Source organism: Facilibium subflavum, assembly GCF_003574485.1.
Lineage (GTDB): Bacteria > Pseudomonadota > Gammaproteobacteria > Francisellales > Francisellaceae > Facilibium > Facilibium subflavum.
The window spans coordinates 1-22,047 of sequence record NZ_QLIT01000270.1 but is presented as its reverse complement, the minus strand read 5'-3'; the positions used below and the strand labels follow the sequence as shown (position 1 = coordinate 22,047).

General features: G+C 36.9%; 21 protein-coding genes. 8 read left to right on the top strand and 13 right to left on the bottom strand.

What is annotated here, in order from left to right; genetic code table 11:
- Positions 1–79: 79 nt before the first annotated feature.
- From DNK84_RS13125 to DNK84_RS13115, 3 genes are read right to left on the bottom strand one after another with little or no spacing between them, the layout of a single operon-like run.
- Positions 80–781, bottom strand: a complete 702-nt coding sequence (locus DNK84_RS13125) for a class I SAM-dependent methyltransferase (protein ID WP_162902470.1) — start codon at positions 779–781, stop codon at positions 80–82.
- Positions 774–1,463 carry an MBL fold metallo-hydrolase gene (locus tag DNK84_RS13120; protein WP_235826908.1) on the bottom strand — a complete coding sequence of 230 codons (690 nt, stop codon included), beginning with the start codon at positions 1,461–1,463 and terminating at the stop codon, positions 774–776. Before DNK84_RS13120 ends, DNK84_RS13125 begins: the two co-directional genes overlap by 8 nt.
- Before the next feature lie 15 nt (positions 1,464–1,478).
- Positions 1,479–2,114 (bottom strand): peroxiredoxin, encoded by a 636-nt coding sequence (locus DNK84_RS13115; RefSeq protein ID WP_456236419.1) that lies wholly within the window; start codon positions 2,112–2,114, stop codon positions 1,479–1,481.
- Positions 2,115–2,312: 198 nt separating this feature from the next.
- On the opposite strand from DNK84_RS13115, the gene DNK84_RS13110 reads away from it, so the two are divergent.
- Positions 2,313–3,188 carry a tyrosine-type recombinase/integrase gene (locus tag DNK84_RS13110; RefSeq protein WP_119344924.1) on the top strand — a complete coding sequence of 292 codons (876 nt, stop codon included), beginning with the start codon at positions 2,313–2,315 and terminating at the stop codon, positions 3,186–3,188.
- Positions 3,189–3,611: 423 nt separating this feature from the next.
- On the opposite strand, the gene DNK84_RS13105 is transcribed toward DNK84_RS13110, so the two are convergent.
- From DNK84_RS13105 to DNK84_RS13065, 9 genes are all read right to left on the bottom strand, one after another.
- Complete coding sequence (locus DNK84_RS13105) at positions 3,612–4,553, bottom strand: FYVE zinc finger domain-containing protein (RefSeq protein ID WP_119344923.1); 942 nt, start codon at positions 4,551–4,553, stop codon at positions 3,612–3,614.
- A 369-nt stretch (positions 4,554–4,922) separates the two neighbouring features.
- Positions 4,923–5,342, bottom strand: a complete 420-nt coding sequence (locus DNK84_RS13100) for a type II toxin-antitoxin system VapC family toxin (protein WP_119344922.1) — start codon at positions 5,340–5,342, stop codon at positions 4,923–4,925.
- Positions 5,342–5,596 (bottom strand): type II toxin-antitoxin system Phd/YefM family antitoxin, encoded by a 255-nt coding sequence (locus tag DNK84_RS13095; protein ID WP_119344921.1) that lies wholly within the window; start codon positions 5,594–5,596, stop codon positions 5,342–5,344. Before DNK84_RS13095 ends, DNK84_RS13100 begins: the two co-directional genes overlap by 1 nt.
- Before the next feature lie 96 nt (positions 5,597–5,692).
- Positions 5,693–7,687 (bottom strand): iron ABC transporter permease, encoded by a 1,995-nt coding sequence (locus DNK84_RS13090; RefSeq protein ID WP_119344920.1) that lies wholly within the window; start codon positions 7,685–7,687, stop codon positions 5,693–5,695.
- The gene (locus DNK84_RS13085; RefSeq protein ID WP_119344919.1) at positions 7,684–8,649 is read right to left on the bottom strand and encodes an ABC transporter substrate-binding protein; all 966 of its coding nucleotides are present in this window, start codon (positions 8,647–8,649) and stop codon (positions 7,684–7,686) included. The genes DNK84_RS13090 and DNK84_RS13085 overlap by 4 nt, the downstream gene beginning before the upstream one ends.
- 9 nt (positions 8,650–8,658) lie before the next feature.
- On the bottom strand, positions 8,659–9,378 hold the full coding sequence (locus DNK84_RS13080; RefSeq protein WP_162902469.1) for an energy transducer TonB: 720 nt from the start codon (positions 9,376–9,378) through the stop codon (positions 8,659–8,661).
- 1 nt (position 9,379) lies between these two features.
- Entirely contained in the window at positions 9,380–9,772 is a 393-nt protein-coding gene (locus DNK84_RS13075; RefSeq protein WP_119344917.1) for an ExbD/TolR family protein, read from the bottom strand.
- An 18-nt stretch (positions 9,773–9,790) separates the two neighbouring features.
- Positions 9,791–10,186 (bottom strand): ExbD/TolR family protein, encoded by a 396-nt coding sequence (locus DNK84_RS13070; RefSeq protein ID WP_119344916.1) that lies wholly within the window; start codon positions 10,184–10,186, stop codon positions 9,791–9,793.
- Between the two features lies 1 nt (position 10,187).
- Positions 10,188–10,793, bottom strand: a complete 606-nt coding sequence (locus DNK84_RS13065) for a MotA/TolQ/ExbB proton channel family protein (RefSeq protein WP_119344915.1) — start codon at positions 10,791–10,793, stop codon at positions 10,188–10,190.
- A gap of 159 nt (positions 10,794–10,952) precedes the next feature.
- On the opposite strand from DNK84_RS13065, the gene DNK84_RS13060 reads away from it, so the two are divergent.
- From DNK84_RS13060 to DNK84_RS13030, 7 genes are read left to right on the top strand one after another with little or no spacing between them, the layout of a single operon-like run.
- Entirely contained in the window at positions 10,953–13,070 is a 2,118-nt protein-coding gene (locus DNK84_RS13060; protein WP_119344914.1) for a TonB-dependent receptor family protein, read from the top strand.
- A gap of 10 nt (positions 13,071–13,080) precedes the next feature.
- Complete coding sequence (locus DNK84_RS13055; RefSeq protein ID WP_119344913.1) at positions 13,081–14,286, top strand: ATP-grasp domain-containing protein; 1,206 nt, start codon at positions 13,081–13,083, stop codon at positions 14,284–14,286.
- A complete protein-coding gene (locus tag DNK84_RS13050) occupies positions 14,265–16,031 on the top strand; it encodes an IucA/IucC family protein (RefSeq protein WP_119344912.1) in 1,767 nt (588 codons plus the stop codon). The genes DNK84_RS13055 and DNK84_RS13050 overlap by 22 nt, the downstream gene beginning before the upstream one ends.
- Positions 16,009–17,235 carry an MFS transporter gene (locus tag DNK84_RS13045; protein WP_162902468.1) on the top strand — a complete coding sequence of 409 codons (1,227 nt, stop codon included), beginning with the start codon at positions 16,009–16,011 and terminating at the stop codon, positions 17,233–17,235. Before DNK84_RS13050 ends, DNK84_RS13045 begins: the two co-directional genes overlap by 23 nt.
- Positions 17,232–19,001 (top strand): IucA/IucC family protein, encoded by a 1,770-nt coding sequence (locus DNK84_RS13040; RefSeq protein ID WP_119344910.1) that lies wholly within the window; start codon positions 17,232–17,234, stop codon positions 18,999–19,001. Before DNK84_RS13045 ends, DNK84_RS13040 begins: the two co-directional genes overlap by 4 nt.
- 2 nt (positions 19,002–19,003) lie before the next feature.
- Entirely contained in the window at positions 19,004–20,275 is a 1,272-nt protein-coding gene (locus DNK84_RS13035) for a type III PLP-dependent enzyme (protein ID WP_119344909.1), read from the top strand.
- Complete coding sequence (locus tag DNK84_RS13030) at positions 20,265–21,047, top strand: ABC transporter ATP-binding protein (RefSeq protein WP_119344908.1); 783 nt, start codon at positions 20,265–20,267, stop codon at positions 21,045–21,047. Before DNK84_RS13035 ends, DNK84_RS13030 begins: the two co-directional genes overlap by 11 nt.
- On the opposite strand, the gene DNK84_RS13025 is transcribed toward DNK84_RS13030, so the two are convergent.
- Positions 21,010–22,047, bottom strand: a 1,038-nt coding sequence (locus tag DNK84_RS13025; RefSeq protein WP_208123337.1) for an ankyrin repeat domain-containing protein, incomplete at its 5' end; no start/stop codon positions are given. The two genes, DNK84_RS13030 and DNK84_RS13025, sit on opposite strands and share 38 nt — an antisense overlap.

Here is a 22,047-nt window from a genome sequence, read left to right as displayed (position 1 = left end):
AATATGTCAATCACATCAAGGTGATATTGGATAGATTGATAAAGTGAGCCTTGTTAACGCATGAAATCTGTAAAACGGTTTATAAATGGTGGTGACCAGCTTTTCTTGAAACCAGTTTATAAAGGTTAAAAAACTGAAAAGTCGCCCCCTTTTCTAAGCGCATATTAGAAAGGACTGGGTTTCGTATACAATCAAGCTTTAAAATATCGTAGGATTTTTCAAAACCGGTTTTTATTTCGACATCGCTAACTGAATAAGGTGGCTTATCTGAAATGCCATTATAATATGTGCTAATCATAAATATATTGCTAATAAGCGCGCTATGATGATTAATATATGCTGCATATTTTTCCCTGATACACTTAGGAATTGAGATATATGCGCCACGATCATACCATAAAGCTACTTTATTGGTAAGCAGACTTAGATCAATATCAAACATATCAGCACAAATAATATTGATATTATTACTTTGATAAACCCATTGATTTAACGGGTCTATTTTTGTTATGGAATAATCTAGTTCATAAGTTTTAAAAAACAGCTCCACTGCCTTTTTTGAAATTTCAACACCTATTACCTTTACACCTAACCTGGCAAGATAAATCATATCAATGCTTTTCCCACAAAAAGGAATAAAGCAGATATCGTTGTTCGTAAGCATAAATAAATGAAGATAGTTTTTTAGATGTACATTCACATCCTTTTGATCAAAAAATTCATAGTTATCATTCTCCCAACAACGAAGCCAAAATGCTTTGTCTTCAGGAAACTTATTCATAGCCACAGTTAAGATTAACAGGTACGGCTTCATCCATACGTTTGGGATAGGCAAGCCCCAGATTATTCATCAAATGAACATAGGATTCTTCGTCTATATTTTTAAGTCGAGGGTTGTGCTTTTTCTCTTCATAAATGCTAGAGCAAGTCATACCATTATAGTCATGGCCAGGGTAAACGATCGTGTTATCAGGCAGCGTAAATAACTTATGAATAATACTATGATACTGCTGTTTTGCAGAGCCACCCTGAAAATCACATCGCCCTGTTCCTCGAATAAATAAAGTATCGCCCGTAAAAATCATATTTTTGATAAGATAGCTATAGGAATCACTTGTATGACCAGGCGTGTATATGGCTTTTAGTGACAGATCTTCATCAATAGTAATAGTTTCCCCATCTTTAAGAAACACATCAATATACTTTGCAGATGATTCTTGCCCCATTACAATTTTACAGCCAAGTTTTTGCGCTAATAGCCCTGAGCCGGAAATATGATCAGCATGCGTGTGCGTCTCTAGCGTATACACAAGTGTTATACCAAGCTCAGATATAAGTCTAAGGTATTTTTCAACTTGCTCTTTTACAGGGTCAATAATAAGGCCTTTTTTAGATGCTAAAGAGATAATAAGATACGTATAATTACAGCTTTCTTTATCAAAGATTTGTCTGACTAAAATCATACTTCCTATCTCATATTATGCCGGAGCATCTGTTAATCGTAAATATGGCTTGATAACTTCAAATCCATTTTCAAACATTTCTTCTGCTTGTTCATTTGTAACACTAGGAACAATAACGCATTGCTCCCCTTTTTTCCAGTTAACAGGCGTAGCAAGACTATACTTATCTGTTAGTTGCAGTGATTCAATAACTCTTATAATCTCATCAAAGTTACGTCCTGTAGAAGCCGGATAAGTAAAGGTTAGTCGCACTTTTTTATCCGGATCAACGATAAAAACACTACGCACTGTCAAGCTATCTGAAGCATTTGGGTGAATCATCCCATAAAGTGCCGATACATTCATTGTCGAATCATCAATGATGGGGTAATTCACGACTGTTTTTTGTATTTCATTGATATCGTTTATCCACGCATGATGTTCTTCAACAGTATCAACGCTTAAAGCAATAACTTTACAATTAAGCGCGTCAAATTTCGGTTTTAATTTTGCTGCCATGCCAAGCTCAGTAGTACATACAGGAGTGAAGTCCTTTGGGTGCGAGAATAAAACACACCAGCTATCGCCGATCCACTGATGAAAGTCAATTTCTCCTACAGTTGTTTTTGCCTTAAAGTTTGGTGCATTGTCTCCTAATTGTATGCTCATCATAAGCCTCCTTGTAAATAAATACACAATAACAATTTTTTAAGGAAATTAATTAGATATCTTCTCAAATTACAAAGACAAACATCAAAATAATCATCATTCATATAAATATAATTACACGATTAAATAAGTCAAAATTCATCGTATAAAACATACAATTATGCTACATTATTTTTAAAGGAAAAAACCTCAAAAGGCTTTATGGATCAACTTCATCTGATTGAAACGTTTATTGATTATCTTAAAACCAATGATCGCTCATCTGCAACCATTAAAAGCTATGCCTCAGATTTATATTTGTTTGCCAAATGGTTTGAGGAAAAGAATCATGAAGAACTCCAAGCCAAAAAAATCACACCAACTGATCTTAGGCAATACAAGCAGCATTTAATTGATCATCCTATGAAACCAAGTTCAATTAACCGAAAGATCAGCGTATTAAAGCGCTTTATTAACTGGTTGTTACAGATTAATTACATTCAACAACGTTTTTCTTTTCCTAAAATGCTTAAGCATAATAATGCAATACCAAGGTGGCTTGATAAAAATCAGCAAGATATGATGATCAGCCACCTGGAAAAATATGCAAATAAATGTGATTATGCCATTATAAAACTTTTGCTGAATACTGGCCTGAGAGTCAATGAACTGGTTGAGCTAAAATGGACCCATATTCGTATGACCGATAAAAAAGGCGCGCTTACCGTATATTATCACAAAACTAACCATTATCGTGATATCCCTTTAAACAAAGATGCCAGATATGCGCTTATTACACTGGGTTTTGTCAAGATGTCTGGTAAAGATGAATACGTTATCACTGGCCAAAGAGGACAGCTTACCATTCGTGGTGTACAGCTGATGATAAAAAGACGCTTTGAATATACGGATCTTTGTTTTATTACGCCTCATATTCTGCGACATACCTTTTGCAAAAATCTTGTCGATGCTGACGTTTCACTTGAAAAAATTGCACTGCTAGCAGGCCATGAAAGCTTAAATACAACAAAGCTTTATTGCCAACCATCATTTGATGATTTATCTGATTTGGTTGATAGAATTGCCAGAAAGGAGTAAAGCCTTCTATATTATACCCCCTGTAAAGTAGCATTATATCAATAAATAAATTACTGAAGTATGGCCATCACTGCCTTGCACCTCTAACAATCATCATGTGGATAGCCGCAAACGGCGATGATCAAGTAAGTTGGCTTGATAACTGTCACACTTGTTAGTGCGTAACTTCTCAGTAAATTATACGATTAGATATATTAAAAAAATCACGTATTGTCATAATAATCAAACCAAAGTATTTTTCTCTTCCTTTAACATAGACCATCGATAATCATATAAACGTTGAAAGAATATAGGCCTTACCCTGGCCACTAAATTTATTTGCCCACATTGAAAAATACTCGCCACCAATAACTACGCTTTTCTTCCCTTTATCGGTGTCATTCACAACTAAAAGCTAGCAGGCGCAACAGGAAATATTATTATTTAATAAGCACGCTGAATAGCCTGCACACAAGGATTGCATACTTTTGTACGGTGTACACCCGTTTTAGTCTGTACTCCTTTCCCACTTAGAGGGTTCGGTACATCTGCCGTTTTATAACAATTACCACAGATAATCTGCCCACAGACTCGGCAATGGTGTTTATTTGTCGTAAATAAGGAACCGCGAATTCTTTGCGCGCAGACATAACAATTGTCACTACTATTATCAGCCTGCCACCGCCTTTCAATAAGCTCTGAATGCGGCACTTGTCGTCTTTCTTGTGTTATTTTTTTACGATCTTGTTGCCTAGTATAAATAAGATATTCCTCATAATTGCTATATCTTCTTAAAGGAGCATCTTCTAAATTTATGCTGCTATGTGGTATTTTTTTAAAATTGCCATATTTTAGCACATGTTCACATAAAGAAAGGAAGGTCATCTCTGTTGTTTGTCTACTTTGATCATAATAAAGCTCTAGTAGCATTTCCTCACAAAGAAATGTTAAACAGCTTTGTTTTTCTTCAGCCAACTGATAATCATCCAGTGAATTGTCGATAAACCGAAACATAAAGGGAATAATATCACGTGCTTTTGGTTTAAAATGCCCACTGTGAAAAAAGAAAGTATCTTGCTTGACAATGCCAGCGCAATCTGTTACACCTTCTTGTGTCAAAGCTGGGTGACCGCCTGAGGAAAAAAAGTCAAACACAGTGATCTCATCCCCACCATCCCAGACAAAATCACCACAATAGTGCTCATCAAATACAACCGGTGTTTCAAAAATCCCTTGATAGCTACATCGAAGCCTGATGATCTTTTTACTGCCTAGGTCACGAAAGTTGTTATCATAGCCTTCACTACACTGAATTAAGCCGCCGGTTTCCATTCCAATTTGCTCTGTATAATCTTTTTTAAGCTTTATATAGTCACTTATATGCATAAATCCTCTGTCCTTTTACTTTCTAACTCTTCTTCTATGCTATTTTATGACATGCACAAAAAGCATTTATGTGATAAAAAATACCATTTTCATATCATAAAATAAACATATGATTTTGCTGTAGCCATTTTTTTGATTTAGAACGGATGATAAAACATCCATAACACAAGTTGCGCAACACATACGACTGTTATGTTAACGAGTATCAGAAAAACGCCCTGAAAGCCAAATTCTTTTCATGCACTAGCGTCTAAAACGACATCTGCAAAAGAATAACTGCCTGTGATATTTATGGAATCCCTCAAAAAATCGCGAAAATGTAGAGTGCTTAGTTAAAACTTTTGCATAGCCTAGTATAGCTTATAGCTATTACTCACCCCACGGGTTAATTAGTTTAATTTTAATCTCTTTAAAGTCAGATATATTTCTTGTTACAAGTGTCATGCCAAATACTTTAGCAGTAGCTGCAATCAAAGCATCTCTTTCTGACTTAGGGTTGGGGACATAAAATTTTGCACATTGCTGTGCTACCTTCACATCTACAGGTAGAATCCTATCTTTAAAAACAGGTAATACTTGTTTGTTTATCCAGTTTCTTAATAAAGCACCTTGCTCTTTATCTTTTCTTTCTTTATTTAATATACCCATTTCTAATTCAAGAACCGTTATTGCTGATATATACATACCAGATACAGGACACTCCTTTGCCCACTTAGCTACATTTTTATCTGCCCTACCCGATGACATTTTACGTATTTCAGAAACAACATTAGTATCTAGCAAAAACATTAATCAAAATCCTCAGCTTTAAAACCACCTGGTAACTTAGGCACATCAAAATCAATATCTCTATCCATTGCTAATAAGCTAATAATATCTTTGTTTCCTTTTTTATTAGTAAGTTTCTCATATTCTTTAGCACTCAACATGACATAAGCTGTCTTACCCCTATCAGTAATAAATACCGTATTATGTTCAGCAGCAGTTTTGACTTTATTTGGATTTTGATTAAATTCTCTACTTGAGAATGTTGTCAATTTCATGATCATCTCCATAAACGTAGGTATATAACTACATTATATAAAGTTGATTCCGATATGTCTATATTAAGTCACAAAAACATGATTTAAAAGCATGCTTTATTCCCTTTGCCTCGACAATAAAACTAATAGGTATAGAGTACCAATAATCGGCGCGATTAACCCTGCTGGAATTTCAGTTGGTGAGAACAGCCAGGTTGATAACATATCAGAAAACACAGCCAATAAACTGCCAAAAATAAAACTTATGATTACAAGTTGTCTTGGGTTTGTTACCCCCAACATTCTAGCACAATGTGGCCCCATCAACCCAATAAAGCCAAACATGCCTACGCTTGCAACAACTGATGCGCTTTGCAGCGTTGCTAACAGCAGCAATACAAATTGGGCAAGATAAAGGCTTAGTCCCAATGATTTTGCTTTTTGCTGCCCAAAGACTAAAACATTCAACCATGGGGCAACCAGGTAACAAAGTGGTAAGGTGATTAAAATAATCCAAAAAAGTCTTTGTACATCTGACCATCCATGACCATAAAAGCTGCCAGTCAACCAACGAAGCACCTCGGATGCCTGCATTCCTGATGTAGCCAATAAACCTGCATTAATCGCTGCATACAATGCGCCTAGTGATATGCCAACCATTGCCAATTGAACTGGCTGAAAATCTAATTTTTTTGCTAAAGCAATGACAATCCCAAAGGCTAACAAACCGCCTAAAAATGCGATAAGCTGCACACTCCACCATGGTGCTTGTGGGAAAAAAATTAAAAGCATCAATGCCGTACAAGTTGCCCCTTGTGTCACGCCTAAAACTTCTGGAGATGCCAGCACATTTTGGATAACCCCTTGAAAGAATAAGCCACTTAAAGCCAAGGCACCGCCTGCTAATATGGCAAGCATTATTCTAGGCAGGCGAATATCAACGTATAAAAAATGGCTCAGTGTATCACTATCAAATAACTGCCCATTGCATATTGATTTTAATACCATAAGGCCATCGGAAAATAAAAGTGCAATAGCGATAAAGCCAAATCCAGCAAGTAAAATATAACGCATTTTTAATGGTGTCTTTAAACAAGCCAGAATGATTTTATCCTGCTTATGTAAAGAAAAACGATTAAGCCTTAACAGTGCCCATAATAAAACAGGTGCACCTAAAACTGCTGTAAGCACACCTACTGAAACGTTAATATATAAATGGCTGGCAATTATTAAAGTAATAAGATCAGCAAAAATCAAAACCAATGCACCAAGTATAAGGCACAGGAAAATAAAAAATTTGCCAGATCTTATGCCAAAAACACGTAATACATTTGGGATAAACAGGCCAATAAAGCTTATTGGACCAACCAATATAACAGCGCATGAAGTAAGTACCACACCAAAGCCAATCATTAACCAACGTATCATATTCACAGGTACACCAAGGCTTGCTGCAGACTCATCCCCCAGCCCATAAATTTTGATCATACGGCTTATCATAAAGCTTACTAAAATAATACCAAATATATATTTCCATAACATTGCTATGTTCAGCCAGTCTTGCTGTTCAACGTCTCCTGCCCCCCATAAGAACAACCCTGCCACACTTTGCTCAAAATAAAGACTTAAAATAGCGGCAAAAGCACTTAATGACAACGAGATAGCCACACCTGCAAAGATAATCCGTACAGGGTCATTGTACTTATAAGTCAAGGTAAAAACGATAAAAGCGGCAATACTGCCGCCAATCATTGCCGCTAATAACTGATAAGTACCTGCTACGGTTGGAAAGAAAACCAACGTTATGACCAATGCTAAATGTGCACCATTGCCAACACCTAAAAGATTAGGAGAAGCTAAGAGATTTCGGCTTGCCTCTTGAAATAAGAACCCGGCCAAAGCCAGTGCACTGCCGGCTAATATCGCTGCAAAAAGCCTTGGTAAAGCCAGATACCATAAAGTCACATCATTTATTTGGTAAGCGCTAAGATGGCGGATTAATAGCTTATAATTATCACCTGAGGCCACATGCAGGTAATACAGCGCTAATAATACCGCACCTGCAGTTATTAGCAGCAACAAGGATGACCTGGATAAAAAACGTGTATTCATATAGCGTGCTGGTGGGATTTTTTCACAAGAATATCTGTTATTTGCAAGACAAAATCAGCCACAGCAACAGGACCACCCCATGGCCAGCTTTTTTGTCCAAGCTCAAAAGCCAAATCTGCTTTTACAAACCCAAAGCTTTGCCATAACTTTGAATGTATTGTCCTTTGTAATTGTGAGTCATCCGATCGCTCATTAAAATAGAAAAAGTTAAAAACACCTAACGGCCTTAACGTATTAATGCCAACGGTTAAATAGCCCATACCAGCCTCACCTGCTTTCACCTGCCAGGCAGGTTTCAACCCAACCTGTTTTAGTGCATCCATGGCAACAGAATCCGTGGTAAATAAACGAACTTTTGGGCTTCCTGGAAGAAATTGTGCTATTGCTATTCTATCACTTTTAAGAAGCCCTTTTGCTTTTAATTGCGTAATTGTCTGTCTGGCTTTTGCTATTTTTTGCTGATATTGCTTAAGCACTTCTTTGGCTTTTTTTTGTTTACCAAGTGCCTTTGCAACAAGATTAAATTCATATAGCATCTGATTTAAAGGCGATTTATGATCTTCAGGCACTTGAATATAGGAAAAAAGTAAAGTTGGTGCAACTTTCTGTAATAAAGCAAAAGCATTGGTATTACGCAAATAAGTCCCAATAATCACATCAGGCTTAAGCCTTGCCATGGCTTCGATATTAGGAGCCGCTCGACGCCCTACATCTTTTGTGTCTTTTAGCTTTGTTGCAAATACCCCATCATAGTCCATATAGCTTTTGATATCCGCCACACCAACTGGAATTATGCCTAAACTTAACACCATCTCTGTGTAACGATGTTCAAGTGTAATAACCCGTTTATGCTTAAATACCGTAAGCTCACCATTTTCAGTAGGAATAGACACTTGTGCCTGGCTAATACCACCAACCAATAACATCATTATTAATCCAAAAATTCTGTAATATCGTTTCATGTGTTCCCCTTATGTAACTTGAAATTGTATTGGTATATTAACTTGATACTGCGCTTGGCAATGTGCAACAACAGGTAAACGATGTGCACTTTCTAACATTTGTCTGACCGCGGTATCTAAAATGTCACTGCCTGTTTTTTTAATTATCTCATAGCGTTGGATATTGCCCTGGCAATCAAGCCAAATACGTGCTTTAGCATCACCTGTAATATGTCGCCTTAACGCTAAAGGTGGGTAATAACGATAACGCTTAAGTGCAATAAGAAGCCTTTGCTTATAATTAGCCGTTATTTTTGCCTGGCCACCAAGACCTTCACTTTTTCCACCCTTTATCTGCTGGCGTGATGCCTGTTTTTGCGCTTTTTCAGCAACGGCCTTATTTATCGGTAATGGTTTTTGCTTTATTATTTTTTTTTCCTGCACCTTTGTGCTAAGAGACTGATCTTTTATTTCACTGCTTTTCATCTTTGGTATTGGTTGAGGCGTTGTCGTGTGCTTAATTACCTTTTTTAATAGTGGTTTTTCTTTTGTTTGTGACATAGGATTTTTTACTTTTTTGTCTACTTCATGCATACCACCTGCAATCGCAATCGTGTAAATCTGACTGTTACCTAAATCGCTACCTTTAGGTGTTGAAGCAGCATCAAAACCAAAAAAAGCCAACCCACAGAAGACAACTATCAAGCACAAGCCATAAACGCTACTAATCTGATAAAAGCGAATATCCATATCACCCACCCTTGCTTGCCACAAGCAGTTGAATGTCATTAAAATAGGGTCTAAGCGCCTTTATCATTGTAATAATCCTGCTTGCCTGTGCATTATTTTGTGTTGCAAGCAACACATGGCTTTGACAAGTTTTTGCAAGCGATGACAGTAATGCTTTATTATTTGAAATAGGTTGTTGCTGATACAAAAGCTTTTCATTTGCAATATGAATCGTGCATTTTTCATCCAGATCAAGTGCCTGCGCCTTATCAACAAGTGGCGGGCTTACATCAAACCTTTTTTGCGAGATGTGTCCGGCAACTAAAAAAAACACAATCAATAAAAAAATAATATTAATCAATGAAAAAACGGACTCAACTTCTTTTTTATGTTTCTTTTCACGGTAAAACACCATCTGGCTTTGCCTCTTATACTATTGCTGTTTGTTATCAAAATATACAGGAATATCAAGTGTTTTCATCATCAAGGCAACATCCGCTAATGACTGAATATCTGCTTGGGGCGATATAAAAACAGTTGCTTTTAACCTGTTATTGTCAGCCATCCTTGCCAATTGTTGTTTTAACTGCACTTGAGTAAAAAGCTTATGGCCATATTGAAGCTTATTATTTGCCAACAGCATAATAGTAATCATTTTGCTTTTTTGTGCTTGATTGGTGCTTGTATTAGATTTATTAACTTTAAGTGAAATCTTTTCAAAGCGAATAAATTGAGAACTTAACATAAAAAAAATCAGCAAACACAACAATACATCAATCATTGGCACTAAGCTAATCGCTGATTTTTTGCGTCTTTTACTAAAGTCCATTTTAAGCCTCTAAGTGATTAATCCGTGTGACCTGATCACTCATTATTTCACGAATTCTTTCCACTTGTGCATCAAGATAATGAAAACCTATCTGTGCTGGAATTGCGACACTTAAGCCAAGTGCTGTTGTAATCAATGCATGCGAAATCCCACTGGATAAAAGTCCTGGGTCAACATAGCTTGCTGATTTAATCGCAGAAAAAGCCATGATAATCCCAATAACGGTTCCTAAAAGGCCTATTAAAGGAGACAAGTGTGATAAAACCTCTAATGGGCGCAAATATTGCTCTAATTGATTAAGCTTGTATTGTGCAATGCGTCGCACTTCTGAATCCACAACTGTTTGCTGCTTTTTCTCAATAAATTTCAACTGAATCAATGCTTTAATAACACTGCAAACCGGATGTCTGCTTTGCTGTAAGCTACCGACAAGTGTAAGACATTGCTGTTGATCAGCAGCGTTTGAATAGAACATCATGCTTTTTTTATGCCACACACCCATACGAGCGAACTGCCAGCCCTTCACAATCAGTATGGTTAAAACAAAGATCCCAAGAAAGATCAAAATAAAGCCAACTATACCAACATTTGTATATAAATTCCCCATGATTTTACCTTTTACAACATCTTAATCGCATTGATCTACATTTTACATAAAAGATAACGATTATCAATTGTATTTTTAAAATCATCTGTTAGAATAACTTTCTCTGATATAAATGAAAACGATTATCATTAACGAAAAGAAATCAAATCGAGGGGAAATATGCAAAGTCAAACAAGGGGAACTCCATCTTATCAATCAACACTTAATAAACCAATGGCTGTTGCAACGCTTATAGGTATTACTCTTGGCTCAATACAAACAGTAACGGCTGATACAACATCAAATCTTCAAGACAATACGCTTAGCACAGACACGCTTGTTGTTCAAGGTGACTGGCTTGGTAAAAGTGATATCAAAGATGTACAGACTTATCCGGGTGCGCGTTCACTTATAACACAAAAACAAATTCAAGATTCAGGTGCCACAGATGTTCAAGGGGTGCTTCGCAGCATTCCAGGTGTGCGCGTGGAAGATGAAGCATCAGGAACAGGTGTATTACCCAACATCTCTGTGCGCGGCCTTAATCCATTAAGAAGTGTCGATCTCCAAGTGCTTGTCAATGGGATACCATTAGCTTTGGGGCCCTATAGCGCCACGGGTCTATCGTTGTTTCCTGTAACATTAGATATGATTCAAAAAATTGATATTGTTCGAGGCGGTGCTGCCGTACAATATGGACCTAATAATGTCGGCGGGGTAATTAATATTATTACCAAACCAATTCCGACCGATTATCAAACCACTATTGGTCAACAACTTCAAGCAGCACCAACCGGAAAGCTCTTATCAACTGAGAACCTTCGTACAGGTGGATTTTTAAGTGATAATTTTGGTACACAGTTTCAAGCCAATGTGACACGGGGTGATGGCGATCGTGATCATACCTACACAAAAATTGATAACTTCTTATTAAACCTTGATTACTGGCCAAGTGTAAGCACAGAAGTAACCTCAAGTTTACAATACTATCATGCTGACGCTGAGCTTCCAGGCGCTTTAACACCTGAGCAATATAATGATAACTGGCGCCAGTCTGATACCCCTTATAACGATTATTATGCTGAAACCTATCGCAGTAGTTTAACCTTAACTCATGACTTTGAAAATAACAGTCAGTTTAAATGGGTCAACTATTATAACAAAAGTCGTCGAAACTTTATGTTTCAGTATCCTTTAGTTGCCACAGACACTATTGAGTCTATTCGACAATCCCCAAGAACATATCATGTCTTTGGTACAGAACCAAGCTACAACTTCATTATTGATCGCTGGATTAAACAAAAGTTTATTCTTGGCGGACGTTATCTTTATGAGGATATTTTCTTTCCTATTTACAGCAATGATATCAACGATGGAAATGCTTCAACGATAAAACAATGGCAATCCTATACCAACGCTTTTGCCGCTTATATCAGTGATACCCTTTACTTTTTAAATGATCGTTTACAGATTACCCCTGGTATGCGCCTGGAATCCGTTCAGCAAAACTTTCATGATCAGCTGAATCCCAGTAACAGCAAGACAAATAATACAACAGAATGGCTGCCTGGTTTAACCATCGGCTATCAACTCAATAAGGCTATTTATTTATTTGCCAATGCACAGCGCTCATTACTACCCCCACAAATGAGTGAGGTAGGCAATAGTAATGGCGCTAATTTAACTTCAGAGCTTGCTAATAATTATGAAATTGGCACACGTACACACATCACAAAAGAAATACAAACCAATATCACGCTGTTTAGAACCGACTTTGATAATAAAATTGAAAAAACAAGCTCTGACACATTACAGAACGTTGGCAAAAGCGTTGAACAAGGTATTGAAACCCAGCTTATGTATGCACCAGCTTTTATTAAAGGCTTGGATCTTACCCTAGGATATACCTATCTTGATGCTACGATTAAAGAAGGATCAAATGCCGGAAACCGTCTGCCTTATACATCAAAAAACCAGTTTAGTCTCATAACCAACTATCAATATCACAGTTGGAACTTTAATATCAGCGGTTACTACTTAAGCAGCGCTTTTAGTGACCCACAAAATACGGATCCACAAACAATCGATGGCAGTCAAGGGCCAATACCTGCTTACTGGTTATGGAATTTAGCAATTAATAAATCATTTAAACTTTCGCAAAAGACAAAGCTACTTGCCAGCTTTTCGGTTCACAATCTGTTTGATAAACAGTATTTCTTTAGAAACGTAGATGTAAGTAGTGGCATTACACCAGCACCAGGTCGCTACTTTGTTTTTGGTTTACAGATGACATTTTAAGGATTAAAAGATGAATGACAAAATAGTTGTTTTAGCGCATGTGCCAACAAAAGAGCTTACTGATGGCATCATCCCAACGATGATTAAGCGAGACATCCCTGTTATATTGCTTACAGATGTGCCCGGCCAATATAACAATTTTATCACACAATATCATGAACAGATTACTTTAGTGGCATGTGATGTATTTAATCCGATTACCGTAATCAATGTATTAACCGATTATCAGATTAAACCATTAGGCGTTTTTAGTAATAGTGATCATTTACAAACCTCAACCAGTATTGTTGCCGAGTTTTATCAACTTGCTGGCAAAAACTGGCATGTAACACAGCTTACTAAGAATAAACACCTCATGCGTCAACACCTTCTCTCTGCCGGTTTGTCAAATATGTGGCAATACATGGCAAACACAATGGCAACACTTAAGCAGCTTTTACCCAAGCTTAGTTACCCTTTAATCATCAAACCTTGCTTAGGTGTTGCCAGTCAAGGTGTCAAACTTATTATGGATAAAAAACAGCTGATTGATTACTGCCAAAAAGCATGGCAAGAATCGCCGTGTGCGCTTTTATTAGAGAAATATATTGAAGGCACACTTTATAGCATTGAAACACTTGGAAATGGATATCAAATACAGGTTTTAGGTGGTTTTGAAACAAGAATTGGCAAACCACCCTATTTCATTGAAACAGGCGCAACCTGGCAAAATGAATTTAATCACTACATCACACAACAACTATTACAGCAATTAGATTACCTGGGTGTTAACTTTGGCGCCTGTCACACCGAGTTTGTGTTTGACCGACACACAAACTCGGTTGAGATTATCGAGGCCAACTATCGCTGTGCTGGCGACAATAGAGCCTTTTTATTAGATAAAATATATGGAGAAAATTATTTTGACTGCTTGATAGATCTTTATCTTGGCGAGAAATCTATTCATTTACAAAAAAGCTTTAATGCCGGGCAAATCGAATTTTTTGTTGCAGATAAAAGTGGCTTTATTACTGATCATCCTTGTGACTATACAAAACAGCTAAAAAATCAACTGCAGTGCTTTAATGCAATTAAACAAACACATGATCATATCCAGCTAAGTCATTCAAATAAAGACTACTTAGGAATCTTACAAGTCATTGGCAAAGATCAAGCACTAATTGAACAAACGATTAACAAGGAAAAGGAAAAATTATGCTGGCAGATAAAGGAATAAAACGATCACATTGGTGTTTTGGACGAGACTATATTATTAAGCGTTTAATCGATACCTTTATTCGTGAGAAGATCGGTCCATTTTCACACCCAATATTTGATCAACACACACAAAGGCTCTACGTTAGACTTGGTGATAAAGTCATTTCTTTTGTGGTGAAGGAAACACATTTTTTGCAATGCTACCAAACACAGCACGCTTACTGGTTTGAAGATAACTGTGATAAAAAGCGCAGTAATATTATCAGCCTATTAAGGGCACTTTATCGTTATTATCAAGTTACACAGCCTTATGAGTTACAACAAGCTATTGATGAATATAAGACCGCTGTACTGCATCATATTGCTTTGCCTGAACAAAAAAAAGAAACTGCGTTTGCGCATACCATGCTTTATTATGAACATCTGGCATCACGACAGGATCACCCGCTTTTCCCAACCGCACGTGCAAAGCTTGGTTTTTCTTTAAAAAACTTAGCAGAATATACCATTGAATATCAGGCAAGTTTTCGTCTTTTATGGTTTGCCGTGGATAAAAGATACTGTGCTATTCAAGGAAAATTACCTGATTTTTGGCCACAGGCGATTGAATTTGATTTTGATGATGCGTTATTAGAGAAATATCAGATTATTCCAGTTCATCCTTTCTCAAAAGAATCAGTTATTACTTATTTGAAAGCGCATAAAATTCCTTATTATCTTTTAGCAAAAGCCGGTAAGGTAACCCCTGGCTTGTCTGTGAGAAGCGTTTTTTTAAATGATTACCCACACATACAGATTAAGCTTCCGTTGGCTATTTGTACATTAAGTGCCAAAAATATCCGTACGATAAAACCATCAACGATTCATGATGGTGCGTTGATTCAACAGATCCTTCATACAATTACAACCAGTGATGCAGCTTTAGATAATAAATTATTACTTACGGACGAAAGCTGTGGTGGAAGCATTAATCAATCTTCTGAGATTGGTTTTATTGTTCGAAGATACCCCAAGATACTATTTAGTGATGATTGCTGCACTGTTTCTGTTGCCTCATTAACTGCCCAAAAAGATAATAAACCTGTCATCATCCATTTAGCAGACACATATTTTAATGGACAATTACAAACGCTATTAACGGATTATATCGATCTGATTTTACAAGTGCATTTACCACTTGTATTGACCTATGGCATTGCTTTAGAAGCCAATCAGCAAAATAGTACCGTAGTCATTCACAAAAAAAGCAAGACTTTACAACTTTTGCTTAAAGACAACGACACCCCTCGAATCGATCCAATACGCTTAACACAAGCTATTCCTTCTTGCTGGGAAACACTCAAAAGTCTAAAAGATACGCGTATTATTCAAAGTAATGAAACTTCGTGCTTTCAAATGTTTAGTACGATTATTTGGCAGCTTAATTTAGCATGTATATTACAACCACTAATTAAGCAAAAATATATCACAGCACAAAATGCTTACCAGCTTCTTTATAACCGCTTTGTACTGGCATTAAAACAGACCAACTGTGATCTTGAACAAAAACAGCGACTTTACCGCTATTTATGCATACGTCCAACACTTGATATTAAATACCTTTATACCTCTGGGACATTTTTGCCTAAGACGCATACTTTCAAGGGTGATATTAATAAGTTCTATGGTAATGATGCTAAGAACTTTCTTCACCATATTCATCTGGTTCAACATCATAATGTATTGCAAAAAAAGGTGCAGGATGAACAACATATCCAGGCATAACATTATTTTCTGTGTGCTTTTATGCCATTTTATTTCCGCACTAAGCACACTTGGCATTGCCCCATTTTTTAGCTTAATACTCAATATTGGGTTTGGCCAAAAACCTTCACTATTAATCGGGTTATTATACGTCGTACCAAGCCTGTTAACGGCAATTTTTGCACCTTTATGGGGGAGGCTGGCTGATAAAATCAATAAAAAATCTGCACTACTACGCGCTCAATTTGGCTTATCATTAAGTTTTTTAATCGCAGCCCTTTCACAAGGACATTTAACCATTTTTATATTTTCACTATGCCTTCAAGGGATATTAGGTGGTACTTTGGCTGCCGCTAATGCTTATTTAGCCACATCTGGCAATGGATATACCTTATCAAAACAGCTCAATATGACACAATTCTCAGCCCGAGCAGCCTTTTTAATTGCACCGGTGATGATTGGGTTTTTGCTTCATTATTTTAATATTTTTAGCATCTATTCGCTATTGGCTGCTATTACTTTTGTCTCTGCGCTTATTACTGCCAGAATACTGCCATGTGATATAAAAACAGCGACGAATTTACCACAAAAGGCAAGACCCACACCGCATAATATTCCCACAAATATCTACCCACAAAGCCTACCCTACGGGTTATTGCTTTTGGGAAATTTCATGCTCAGTATGACACTGGTCGTTAGTTTCCCATATTTCATATTAATGACGAATACGCTTTTTCATATTCCCTTTGGCAGTTTTTCTGGTTTGTTATTTGGCCTGCCACATGCCATCTACTTAATCACACTTTTTAGCTTACAAAAGCACGTTATTATAAAATCACAACAACCATGGATTTTCATCAGTGCCTTGATCGTATTATCACTCAGCTTTGTTGCACAGATATTAACATATAGCCTTATACCTCTTATTTTGGCAAGGTGTATTATGGGAATTGCAATGACCATTAGCTATGTCAGTCTAAATACAATGATCGCTAATATTCCTTTTAAACAGAAAGAAGGTGCAATCTTTGGCTGGCTGGATAGTTTTAATAAATATGGTGGTGTTGCCGGTGGTATTGCAGCAGGTATTTTATTCTCATTCTTTGGTATTAAATCTCCCTTTATTTTTGCAGGCTTAACACTTATCAGTTTTTGTTTCATCCTTATGGGGTATTTTGTTATTTACGCCATGATACAAATAAATTCTAAACGGAGTATATTATGAATCAGATCAGTTATACTATAGATGCACCTTTATCAAACACATATGATAACAAAAGTTTTTCACAAGAAAACAGTGATTGTATTGCAAACCTGCATGCAAGCGCTGCCTTACTTAATTGCTATCTTCGAGAAGTTGCGCAAAATGACTACCAACTTGTGGTAAAAAAAGACAATCCATTCTCATGTCACCTGCAATTTAATCTTGCCGGCTATATAATATCTGCTTGTGTCCAAAAGCCATCTTATACACATTTTTTCACACTAACCTCTCCACTTTATGCCCATGACGCCCATGGCGTCCAATCGCAAATTGATTATCTTGAATTTCTGATATTGATTAATCATCAGTTAGCCAAAATCTATAATACAACATTTAATCTTGAGTTTATTATACAAGCAAAAAACAGCCTGCAAAACATTATATACTTTTTAACACAGCCCCAGAGAAATAGCTATATAAACCACTTTATCAGCTCAGAGCAGAACCTGATTTTTGGCCATGAATTTCACCCAACACCAAAGTCACGTTTTGGCATTGACATAAAAAAGCTTCTTGCCATCTCTCCAGAAGTCAGTGCACGTTTTCAACTGTATTACTTTAATATCCCAAAATCACGATTAAAAATTTATCATGCGGATACGAAAATACCTAAACTCCCTGATGCTTTTATTGACCATGGTGAAACCATTGATTATCCACTTCATCCTGCTGAGGCTGAAATCTTATTAAACAACCCTGATTTAATACAGCGCTTGCAAAAATACAATATCACGCCCATCGGACAAAAAGGAGAATACTTCTATCCTACTTCTTCTCTTCGCACTCTTTTTCACCCTGAAGATGACTACTTTTATAAGTGCTCACTGCATGTACGACTTACCAATTGTTTACGTAAGAATGCTGTTTATGAACTAGAAAGTGCCGTTGTGATTAATCATATTATTGCGCAATATCAACAATCTTCTTCTGGCAATACTTGCGCTGATGTCAGCATATTGGCTGAAACACATGCTTATACTCTAGCGCTATCTAAAGATCACGCATATGATCAGGATCTACAGACATACTTTGGTATTATCTTACGTAAAAATCTTCCAAAGTCTTTTCAGACAAACACTTACGTTGCATTAAAGCTTTTTTCTCAATCATCTCATCAGCAGGCGCCAATTATTAACCTGTTGATGGAAAACCAGAGGATACAAGATATAAAACCAAAAGCCATTAACTGGTTTCACAGTTATGCCCACAAGCTTGTGCACTTTATTTTTGACTATTACTTTAATGCAGGAATTGTCTTTGAACCACATTTACAAAACGTGCTAATCACCATTGAAAATAATAATCCCGTGCATCTTTTCATCCGTGATCTTGAAGGTACAAAACTTTGCCGATCAAAATATCAACCTGAGCATTTTGATATATTGTCACAAAGCGCTAAATCAGCCTGTTTTTACATGGAACAACAAAGCTTTAATCGCCTTGTCTATTGTTTAATCTTTAATAACTTTGCCACAGTTATTCATTATCTAAGCTTGGAAAGTTTCTCATTAGAAAAGCAGCTTTGGCATCGTTTACGCACGATAATAGCAACTTATTGCAACAAACAGGATATTCAACAAAATACCTTTGCACAACAGACTTTGAATACGATTTTAACGGCAGAAACATTGTCTTATAAAGCCAATTTAATTACTCGCTTTTTAAAGTCAGCCGACAAAGATGCCACCTATATTCGCTTAACCAATCCACTTATTATAAAGGATTAAAAATGTCAGATATTGTTATAGACAGTGAAAATATAACAGCAGTACAAACACCTAAAATACCGACTATTGTGCTGGATAAAATAAATAAGATCAAAACACAATCGCCAAAGATTCCATTATGTGCTTATCTTTATGATCTTGATGGTCTTAATAAACATACAAGGGCTATTTATCAAAAATTGCCTCAAAATGCTGAGATATTTTATGCGACAAAGGCAAATGCAGAAGAAGCCATTCTTACCACCATTGAAAAAAACTGTGATGGTTTTGAGGTTGCCTCCCTAGGTGAATTAACCAAAATTCGTCAGCTATTTCCACAAAAAAATATTGTTTTTGGCGGACCTGGAAAGACCGATGCAGAACTTGAGGCATGCTTTGATCATCATGTTCAATATATTCATGTTGAAAGCCTGTTTGAATTACAACGTTTAGCACATATCAGCCAGCAACGGCAACAAACCATTAATATCCTTTTTCGTTTGAATATCACCTTTGATGCACTCAAGCATACGCGCTTAATGATGGGTGGCAAAGCAACCCCTTTTGGCATGGATGAGAAAATGCTAAACGCATGCCTTTGTTTTTTGAAAAATGCCCCCTTTATTCAACTTCAGGGATTACATTTACATCTGGTTTCTTTTCAAATTGATGAAGATGCACACATTGAACTTATCAAGCAATATATTGATTACTTGCATCAATTCAACAAAAAGCATTATTTACAATTAAAGCATTTAAACGTTGGTGGTGGTATTGGTGTTAATTATCAGGATCCCACACATGTTTTCAACTGGTCTTATTTTTTTCAAAATCTTGATCAGATACTGAATCAATCATGTAATCAAGACATCGTACTTCGCTTTGAATGCGGTCGCAGTTTAACTGCTTATTGTGGTTATTATGCTGCTGAAGTGCTTGATATCAAACAAAGCCATGATACTTATTTTGCGGTAGTTCGAGGTGGCACACATCATTTTCGCACCCCCTATGCCCAAAGTCATAGCCATCCCTTTTCAATAATCAATATTGACCATTGGCCACATACTTATCCAAGAAATACTATTTACCACCAAACCTGCCATATTGTCGGCCAACTATGTACACCCAAGGATATCCTTGCGTATAATACACCTATTCAAAAATTATCCCATGGTGATATTATTGTATTTTCACATGCTGGTGCTTATGCCTGGAATATTTCCCACCATGACTTTCTATGCCACCCACACCCGGATCACTACTTTTTAAAAGAGGATATTACGTATGCAAACTAATATATGTTTACAGGCTGAAAAAATCAGCCTGGCTTACAAAGATAAAACTATTTTACAGGATATCAACTTACAAGTGCCTTTGGGTAAAATTTCAGCGATCATTGGACCTAATGGCTCAGGAAAAACAACCCTCTTACGTATTTTATCCGGCTTAATTCCACCATCAGGTGGCCAGGTTTTTCTCTATAATAAACCCTTATCTAACTACAGACAAAAAGAAATTGCCCAAAAAATTGCCTTTTTACCACAACGCTCAGCGATTCCGGATAATTATACTGTTTTGCACCTTTTAGAAGCTGGACGTTTCCCCCATCAAAGCCTCATTAGAAAAAATATAAACAAGGATAGTGAAGTCATTGACTGGGCTTTGGATGTGACAGATATGCGCGCATATAAAAATCAATTGCTTTCAAAACTCTCAGGTGGGCTCCAACAGCGCGCCTGGCTTGCAATGGTGCTTTGCCAGCAAACACCGATTATTATTTTAGATGAACCTGCGACTTATTTAGATATTAAACACCAATTGCAACTATTAGAACTGATTAAATCGCTTAATATTCAATATCATAAAACAATTTTATGGGTACTTCATGATTTAAGTCATGCGGTTCAAACTAGTGATTACCTGTTTGTTTTAAAACAAGGCAGACTTATTGCGAAAGACACGCCGCAAAAGATTATAAGCAGTAATATATTAGCACAAACCTTTGAGGTTGCGCTTGCCGAAAGTTACTTCAAGGCTCACGTCTCGTTGACTCTTCAGACTCTATAATGCCAGTTTGAAATAATATATCTTCTTCATCCCTTCCAATATACCTAATGCCCATCTCTGCGCCATACTCGCGTAACAGCTCCACAATTGCCGCCCCCTCACGCATAGCAACAGCACAAGAAAGCGGTGTGATATTGCCAACAGCCCTGTTTGCATCAGCACCATGATCAAGTAAAAGCGCTACCATTTCCACATTACCTTCTCTAACTGCATAAAGTAGTGGCGTAAAACCACGAGAACCAACGACATTCACATCAGCACCATGATCAAGTAAAAGCGCTGCCATTTCCACATCACCTTCTCTAACTGCATAAAGCAGTGGCGTAAAACCACGAGAACCAACGGCACTCACATCAGCACCATGCTTAAGTAAAACCTCCACAATATCACGATCCCATTTTAAAGCGGCTAAATGCAATGGGGTTTCTCTGAAAGCATTACGTATATTCACATCAGCGCCATAGCTCAGTAATAATTTAATAGCATTAAAATGCTCAGCACGTCTTTGCATCTGCGCGTTGCGATCAACTATCAAAGCAGCGCTATTAAACTCACTTAGTAGTTTATCCTCTTCTATTTCTGCTATCTCTTCCTGTCTTGCTCTGCACTCATCCTCAACGATTCCAACTTCCCAAGCACGATCAAAAGTAAATGCTAAATCCAATGCTGTTCTGATATTATCTTTACCATCAATTGTTTCAGCAGTAATATCAGCACCCGCCTCAAGCAAAAGCTTTACTATCTCAGCATTACCCTTTTTGCTTGCAAGATGTAATGCAGTAGTCCCATGAGAATTTGTAATATCCACATCAGCACCATTTTCAATTAAAAGTTGCACAATTTCGCGATGGCCATAAAAAACAGCGACATGCAGTAAAGGCGTGTCCTCCCTGTTTTTATTAGATATATTCACATTACCACCATTACTCAGGTAATATTTAACTTCCTCTATATTTCCCTTTCCTACTGCATCAAATAGATGTCGAGTAGACATCTCTGT